At 45.3% G+C, this 9,088-nt stretch carries 3 protein-coding genes; all 3 read left to right on the forward strand.

Going from position 1 to position 9,088, the window contains the following annotated elements; all coding sequences use genetic code 11:
* Positions 1–147: 147 nt before the first annotated feature.
* The 3 genes from F7734_RS04820 (at position 148) to F7734_RS04830 (ending at position 8,897) form a co-directional block, all read left to right on the forward strand.
* Complete coding sequence (locus tag F7734_RS04820) at positions 148–1,074, forward strand: phytanoyl-CoA dioxygenase family protein (protein WP_155743628.1); 927 nt, start codon at positions 148–150, stop codon at positions 1,072–1,074.
* A gap of 4 nt (positions 1,075–1,078) precedes the next feature.
* Entirely contained in the window at positions 1,079–1,987 is a 909-nt protein-coding gene (locus F7734_RS04825; RefSeq protein WP_155743629.1) for a phytanoyl-CoA dioxygenase family protein, read from the forward strand.
* A gap of 469 nt (positions 1,988–2,456) precedes the next feature.
* A complete protein-coding gene (locus tag F7734_RS04830; RefSeq protein WP_155743630.1) occupies positions 2,457–8,897 on the forward strand; it encodes an SDR family NAD(P)-dependent oxidoreductase in 6,441 nt (2,146 codons plus the stop codon).
* Positions 8,898–9,088 lie beyond the last annotated feature (191 nt).

The raw sequence follows: 9,088 nt of genomic DNA on the forward strand, positions 1-9,088 counted from the left end.
CGCGTATAAAGCTTATGTTGATGCCTTATTTATTACCAAATTTCTGTCATGATTCCTAATTGACAAAAGTAACGTTGTCTTAACTTGTCACCAATGGTCGTACTCTGTAGAATGACAAAAAATGACCTTTATTTAGGATGAAGTTTTATGAATAATAAATTGCCTTTGCTTACTGATGAACAAATTACTCAGTTTCGTGAAGATGGGTTTTTAGTTGTGGAAAACCTGCTTGACGAAGAATTAGTTAATCGTCTAATTAATCGGTTTGAACCTATATTTTCAGGTGAGTTTGAGACTGGAATTTACCCCGATGATTTGACTTGGAACCCCAATTCAGGAATTCCTAATTCTACTAGGCAAGTGGTAGGAGTTTGGAGAAGCGATCTGACTTGTGCATCGGTTGTTCTTTCCGAAAAGCTCGGTCAGATGACGAGCATGCTTGGAGGCTGGAATGGAGCGCGTTTTTTAGGAGATAGCATTTATCTAAAACCTTACGGAGCTAGTGAAACAGTCTTACATCAGGATTTAATATACCCCTTCTATCCCTTCTATCATCAACCCCTTGAATTTGTGGGTTGCTGGATTGCCCTCAGTGATGCCATTCCAGGTGCAAGCACAATTGAATATGTTAAGGGTTCTCATCGATGGCTATCCACAGATAATGGACCAGTATATTATGTTCCAGGTGAAGGCTATCTTTGGTACATGGAACAAGCTGCTAAGCAAGCAGGTGTTGAGCATCCAGAAGTGTCGCAAATACAACTAAAGCCAGGAAGTTGTACATTTCATCATTGTCGTGTTTGGCATGGCTCGGGTAGAAACGTTATGCCCAACACCATTAGGCGTTGTCTTGCGTTTGCTCACATTCCTGCTGAATCTCGATTTAGATCGACTGGGGAAGAAAGTTATATCCCAAACAGTTTTCACGCCGGACGCTATAAGCGTTACGGAGATGACTCAATTGATGAGAGCTTTTTCCCGATTGTCTGGCGGCAAGATGGCTACCGTAGCTCTTTCCTAGCTGATTATTGTGATGATGCACTAGCAAAAACTGCTACTTTTATAGGAGGTTAAGCTAATGGTACATCAACCAGTCCAATTAAGTGATGAACTTGTTCATCAGTTCCGCGAGCAAGGGTTTTTGATTCTCGATAAATTCTTGGATTTGGAGCTAGTAGATCAAATCAATACTAGGCTAGATCTCATTTCTGGAAGTCAGTATGAAACAGGTACTTGTCCAGATGAGTTTCATGGACGAACAGGATCGAGTCAACCTAATGCAGTTCAACAAATAACCAATGTGTGGCGATGCGATCGCACCATTGCCAGCTTTTCATTTTCAGCAGAGATTGCTCGGTTAAATGCCACCTTGGGAGGTTGGGTTGGTGCTCGCTTTGCCCTAGATAACTGCTGGGTTAAACCACCAGGCTCCTCAGAAGTCGCGTTTCATCGCAATCGCGCTTATGTGTCTTGTATCGATCCATCTTCGGTGATAACTTGCTGGATTGCGCTGACAGACTTGATTCCAGAAGCAGGGACTTTAGAGGTGGCAAGTCAATCTCATCAATGGGTCTGTTCTGACCAGGTAAGATTTCTGCATGCACCTGTGGAAGATTATCGCCAACCTTTGCGGACAGCTGCTTTTCAAGCAGGTGTGAAGCATCCGGAAATTATCCAACTCACAATTCCAAGGGGAGGATGTGTATTTATACACGGGGATTTATGGCGTGGTTTAGGGAAAAACACAACTCAAGAACAAAAAAGCCGTAGCTTTGCAGTCAGCAGCTTCCCAATGCATGCTCAGTTTCAACCGCCTGGAGTTGGATATGGATATATTTTTGAGCGCTATAGAATGATTGGTAGCCTTGAGATGGATGAAAGCTTTTTTCCCATTCTCTGGACTCCTAACGGTTATCGAACTCCAATGGTGGAAGTTTATTGTCAGGATGCACTTGTTCCTTCGGTAGCATTCACATCTTCAATCTAACCCTGTTTTTTCACTCTCGGAAAACAATAATCGAAGCCAATTTCTTAAATTTTGACTTAATCCAGGTTTGAGGCTTTGTTTTCTCACAAAAACTAAAATTTATAATCCTGCCTTGGAATACACAAGGGTACTTCGAGTAACAAGTTTGTGGATAGACCCTGTTGCGCTCGCTTGTGCGAGCGCAACAGTATACCAGAGACGTCGGCTGAAAACTTCATTCTTGCGTTACCTGGCAAAAGTTTTCGGTCTACTGAAAATGCCAAAACAATTATTACGACGAGCAGCTTAATAGATCGATGGTCACATATATGGATATAATCAAGAACAATACACATTTTTTCATCACAATGGTAAACTGCTAATTTGACTTTCTACCATTTTCTTGTGCTTGAATTATATTTTGGACGAGTCTAAAGGAATTTTTACGACCCATTGTTTTTGCCAAATCTCAGAGAAAAGGGAGTTAGTAGTGAAAGCATCATCAACTCACCCTCGTAAATTGGTAGAAGAATTGATCGTTCATGGAATTTTCAAAACCCTAAAGACGCTTGGTGTTTTGGAGTCCATGACGAATTTGTGCGATCTTGAAGAGATGAGAAAGCAACTCGATATCCCGGACAAGTATCGTCGTTTATGGGGTGAACTCGTTCGGATTCTCATTCAGGCAGAGAAAATTGAAGATCGCGGTTCACAACAAATTCTGTTAAAAGAAAAATCTGACGTCATTGAGAAACAAATTCGCTCCATCGATATAGATTGGGAAGCAGATCGGTTGCGTGAATCTTATCCCCTATTAAAGCCGCAACTGGATATCCTTGTGCCCTGCCTAAAGGAACTGCCGGAAATTTTGACTGGTCATAAACCAGCCACAGAAGTTATATTCGCCCATTCCTCGATGGAACGGGTGGAAGCAATTTATAAGGAGCATCCCTCCGCTGAATATTTTAACCTACGCGTAGCCGACGTTGTGACGGCTGCCGTAGAACAGGCGCTGCCAAACCTTAGTGTGGGGGAAAAAATACGCATTTTGGAAATAGGCGCGGGTACTGGTGGCACTAGTGCATTCTTGTTTAAAGCACTTAATGTGTATTCAGATCGGTTGCGCTATATTTATACCGATATATCAAAACGCTTCCTGATTCACGCTAACGAAACCTTCTGTGAGCAGTATTCATTTATAGAGACGCAATTGTTGAATATCGAACAAGCTGTTACCGAACAAGGGTTCGATCCCGCTAGTATCGATATTGTGGTAGCAGCCAACGTCTTGCACGCCACACGCAACATTAGCAGAACCTTACAAAATGTTAAAACATTACTCAAGTGCGATGGACTCCTGGTATTAAATGAGTTGACAGAAGTTTCGCCTTTTCTCACGGTAACCTTTGGTTTGTTGGATGGCTGGTGGTTGTATGATGACGAAACCATTCGTCTGCCAGGAGCGCCTGCTCTGTCAGCAAAAAATTGGCAGTTAATGCTGGAAAAACAGCATTTTCACCACGTCATCCTGTTGGATGAAGAAGCTCGGGCGTTGGGACAGCAAATTATCATCGCGCAAAGCGATGGTAAAATCGGAGATGCGCCTCCGATTACACGCAAGGTAGCCACCTCAATGAATCCTCTCAGGCAAGAGGAAACAGCGACGCTCTCATCAACGGAAATCGCCGCCTCAGTCGAAGCCAGCCTGATGATACAATTGAGCCTGTGCATAAAGATCGAACAAAATCGGCTTAACATCCATACCACGTTTTCAGATTATGGCGTGGATTCAATTCTCATGCTCGATTTTGTCGATAAAATTAATGAGGCGCTGGGGATTAAGTTAAACCCCTCAGAGTTATTTAATTATACTACTGTAGAACGTCTTACCGAATTTATTGTCGATCGCTATAAAAACGAGCTATCTGCACTAAAACAAACACCAGAAAAACAAGCGGTTCAGATTCAGGAAAACAAAAGCGAAATAAAGGAAATAAGGGAGGACAATAACAAGAGCGATAGGGATCTTCGTGACATCGCGATTATTGGCATATCAGGTCAGTTTCCGGGTGCGACAAACACCCAGCAATTTTGGCAAAATCTGAAAGTAGGCATCCATAGTGTGGACGAACTGCCCGAAAGCCGTCTGAATCGTCAAATGTACAGCCCGCAGCCAGAGGCAGGAAAATGTTATTGCAAGTGGGGCGGTATTTTAGAAGAACAGGCCTATTTTGACCCCTTGTTTTTTGAAATCTCTCCTAAAGAAGCCGCCGAGATGAATCCTTCTCAGCGGGTATTTATGCAGGAAGCCTATCGAGCACTAGAAGATGCTGGTCTTGTGAATGAAAACATTTCACAATTGCGTTGCGGCATCTATGTCGGTTGCGAGCCAAACGGCTACAGCCAACAGGGTTTCACTGGCTCCTCTGAAGCCCTTGTTGCTTCCAGAATCTCCTATTTTCTCAATTTGCAGGGACCAGCTATGGTGATTAATTCCGGCTGTTCCTCTTCTTTAGTTGCCATTCATCTGGCTTGTGAGAGCCTTCGTCATGGCGAGAACGATATCGCCTTGGCTGGAGGAGTGTTTACCAATCTTAATAGTGACTTACTAGTCTGTCTGTCATCCATTGAAATGCTCTCATCTTCTGGCGAATGTCGTGCCTTTGACGAAGCTGCCAATGGTACCGTTCTAGGGGAAGGTGTTAGCGTTCTGGTGTTAAAAAAATTACAGAACGCCCTGGATGATGGCGATCTGATTTATGGTGTTATCAAAGGCAGTGGCATTAATCAGGACGGAAGAAGCAACGGCATTACCGCACCCAACGGTCTCGCGCAAGAAAAACTTATAAAGCGAATCTATCAAGAATATAATATTGATGCTAGCAAAATTACCTATATTGAAGCCCACGGCACGGGAACCAAATTGGGCGATCCGGTTGAGGCGAATGCGCTGAAGAAAGTATTTTCTTCAATCAGCGCAGACTCAGGCTGGCGTTGCGGAGTAGGTTCAGTTAAATCAAGTATAGGACATACGGCGGCGGCGGCGGGTGCTATAGGTTTGATTAAGATTTTGTTGTGCATGAAACACCGCCAGTTGCCCGGTCTGGTGCATTTTAACAAACTCAACCCTCTGATCGATTTTAACGACACAGGTCTGTATATCGTCGAGCAATTGCAGGACTGGGAAGCCAAGCCAGGTGAGCCGTTAATGGCGGCTATAAACTCTTTTGGTCACAGCGGAACCAATGCCCACCTCGTTGTTCAAGAAGCGCCCGTGCAGCCAATTGCTGACAGTAACAAAGCATTTCATTTAATCTGTTTATCAGCCAAAACTGATGAAGCACTAAAACTTAAAATAAAGGATTTAAGTGAGTATTTGGCACGCAACGAAAAGCGGGGAACTTTAGGAGCGATCGCTTATACCTTGAATATCGGTCGTGCCCATTTTAAAAAACGCTGTGCTTTCGTCGTCGATTCAATAGAGGCTTTGCAAAATGCCCTGAAGGGAAATTTAGATGGTCTCATTAGCAACGCGGAAAAATTGAGCCGACAAGAACAGGCATTTTGCAAGAAAGTTTTTGATTTGACAGTGGCAGAGCTTCACAATACAGAAAACCTGGAAAGTGGAGGCGATCGCACCACCTATAAAGATAACCTCATGGCTCTGGCTGGTCTTTATCTCAAAGGTTTTGATTTAGACTGGCAGCAGATTTACGAAGGTCAGGTTTATCACCGAGTATCCCTTCCGCCCTATCCCTTTGCCAAAGAAGTATACTGGATTAAAGAGCAAAAAAAAATTAACTTCACCGAACCCGTTGCCCGCAAACCTGAAACCGTTAGCGACAGCCATCAGCCAAATCAAAAAGCAACCCTAGGTGGACAGTTTTATTTGCCCCAATGGAAACGCCTCGAACCAACGCGATCCAGTGCCAGCGATCGTGCGAAGCCAGCAATCGCTTCTGGCACCGTTGTTATTTTTTATCCACCGACAATGTCCGGTGTAAAAGATGATATTAAAAAGTGCCACGAGCAACCACCCGCAACCCAAGTCCTAAGCTTTGAGCTTGGCGACAATCCTTCGTCTGAGTTAAATGTTCGCGATCCCAATGCTTTTAAACTTGCCCTCGCATCCCCCCAACTGGCATTGGAAGCGTTGATCGAGCAAGGCAAAGCTTTAACACTCTACTTTATAATGCCCGCTCCCGATGAAGCCCTTGGTTTAGAGTTAAACCTCGAACGCCTTGAGAATAACCAGTCGCTGGGTTTAATCGCACTTTTGGGCTTGATTCAGGCACTGTTGACCTACCACTGCTATTCCAGCAAACTGACCCTTAAAGTCGTGACTCAGCAAACACAGGCGTGCAAAGCCTCTGAGCGGATTGCCCCCTATGGTGCAGATGTGGTTGGTTTTGTTCAGTCGTTAACGAAAGAATACGAGCTGTGGCAGGTAAGCTGCGTAGATATCAATCGGCAGACATTGCAGACATCCGAGCAAAGCAAAAAGTTTGCTTCGGCGCTGACTGCGCTAAAGCCACCGACGGACGGGCGCGTCCTGTGCTGGCGAGAAGGGCATTTTTATGACAATGTTTTAACCCTGGCAAATCTACACAGTACACAAGGAAGTTCCTTCAAGACTCGGGGCGTATACCTGATTATTGGCGGTGCTGGAGGTTTGGGTTTGGTGCTCAGCCAGTATCTGCTTGAAAACGTTCAAGCGAAACTGGTATGGGTTGGACGGCGTAGCGTCGAGGCTTTGGCACCGGAGGCGCTACAGCTATTAAAAGACCAAAGCGCCGACGTGTTGTACCAGCAAGCGGATCTTTGCGATCTTGAGGCTATGCAGCGAGTGGTGCAGCAAGCCAAAGCACATTTTGGACGTATTGACGGCGTTATCCATTCGGCTTTAGTTTTGGAAGACCGAGCGATCGCCGATATGGATGAGAAAACGCTACACAAAGTACTTGCTCCCAAAGTAAAGGGCAATGTGGTACTTCAGCAAGCCCTAGCCAATGAGCCTTTGGACTTCCTGTTGTTTTTCTCTGCCGGACAGTCCTTTATGAGTCATGCCGGACAGAGCAATTACGCTTCTGCCTGTACCTTTGAAGATGCTTGGGCGCGGTACCAGGAGCGGCAGCAAAACTATCCGGTAAAAATTATCAACTGGGGCTATTGGGGCGAGGTTGGCATTGTCGCTACCGACGATTACCGTCAAAGAATGGCCAAACAGGGCGTGCTATCCATTAATCCCCAAGAGGGGATGGAAGTGGTTGAGCGCTGTCTGGCGTCTTACGCCACACAAGTCGCTTATTTTAAAGCGCAACCGAGTGCCTTGAGCCGTTTTGGCTTAAACGATACAGGAATAATGTACGCGTGTCAGAAAAGTGCTTCACCTGCGCTGATTCATTCCGTAATGACTGCAACCCAACATCCATCAATTTCGCTGCAAGACAGACAGCGCCATCAGCAAGCCCTTCAACAGTTGGATCGTCTTGCTTGTTATTTACTTCTGCGTGCATTCCAGACAATGGGTGTGTTTTGTCAGCCCGGTGAGCGCTACGAGCAACAGGCGCTGGCAACTAGATTAGCTATTCCAGAAAGCTATCACCAGCTCTACAAAGAATGGCTGAACTTGCTGCACAAGGCAGGCTTTATTGAGGTGAATGGTTTGCACATTGAAGTGAAAAACACTTTACCAAAAGATAACGACGAACATCAGAACTGGTTAAAACCCTATCCCGAACTGGCATGCCACGAAAAACTGTTGCGAATTTGCCTGCAGGCTTACCCGGATATTATCCGGGGATCTGTTGCAGCGACGGATGTTATTTTTCCAGAAGCGTCGATGGAACTGGTTGAAGGTGTTTATCAGGGGAATACCGCCGATGCGCTGAATGCTAAAGCGAGAGATGCTGCAGTTGCCTGCGTAAAAGCACGCTTAGCCGAGTGTCAAAAAGATTCGGGCACGTTCTTGCAGGAAAAAATTATCTTTTTAGAAGTCGGGGCGGGAATCGGCGGTATGACCGGCGAGGTGTTGAAAGGTCTGGCACCCTATGGACAATATATAGAATATTATTACACCGATATCTCCGAGCATTTTGTTCAGTACGGTCGCCGTCGTTATGGCAAGGATTACCCCTTTGTCCAATTTCAACGTTTAGACATTGAGCAGGAGCGTGAAGCGCTAAGCGATGTTTTGCCTAGTGCCTGCGATGTCGTATTAGCTGCAAATGTACTGCATGCAACCCAATCCATTCGCAACACAATACAACACGTTAAAGCCCTACTAAAACGGCACGGATTGTTAATTTTAAATGAAGCTACGACCCTTACAAGCTTTGCCACGTTGACTTTCGGGTTATTAGAGGGCTGGTGGCTCTATCAGGATGCTGGAGTGCGTATGTCTGGCGGGCCTTTATTAAGTGCGCCCATGTGGCATAGTTTGCTCGAAGAGGAAGGTTTTGACAACGTTGTGTCCCTGGGCGAGCAAGGCGAAGGTGAAATGTTGGGACAGCACATTATTGTTGGTCGAAGTGATGGCTGGAGCTTGCGTAAAAACGCGATCGACCATCAAACACGGGAAAATTGGGACATGGAGGAAAAGCAAACCGAGCCGAAAATCTCAGACTCGGCAAGCACTGTTACTACCAGCATTGTTACCCAAGTCAAGAACGCCTACAGCCCCGCACAGCTTGTCAAAAAAGTCGAAGCGCAGATTGTGGAAATCCTTTCAGAAGCACTGGATATAGTAGGGACTCGTGTGGAACTTGATGTGCCGTTTTCTGAGTACGGTGTGGACTCGATTCTGTCTGTTTCGATTATTAACCAATTAAACGAGCGCCTGGGGATTCGTCTTAAACGTCCCGATCTCTTTAATTACACTACCATTGAAAGCATGGCGGCGCATATTGTTGAAACTTTAGCGATCGCCTGACGGAGTCTTAGCAGACAGGTAGACAAGTAGACAAGGATAGACAAGGTAGACAAGGTAGACAAGGTAGAAAGGTAGACAAGGCGGACAAGGTAGACAAGGTAGACAAGGCGACAAGCAGAAAAACAGCGCCAGATGATTCCGATCAAAAAACTCAAAGCAAGCCTCAAACACCTCAAGGCACTTTACAAACA

This window comes from Scytonema sp. UIC 10036, from assembly GCF_009725235.1.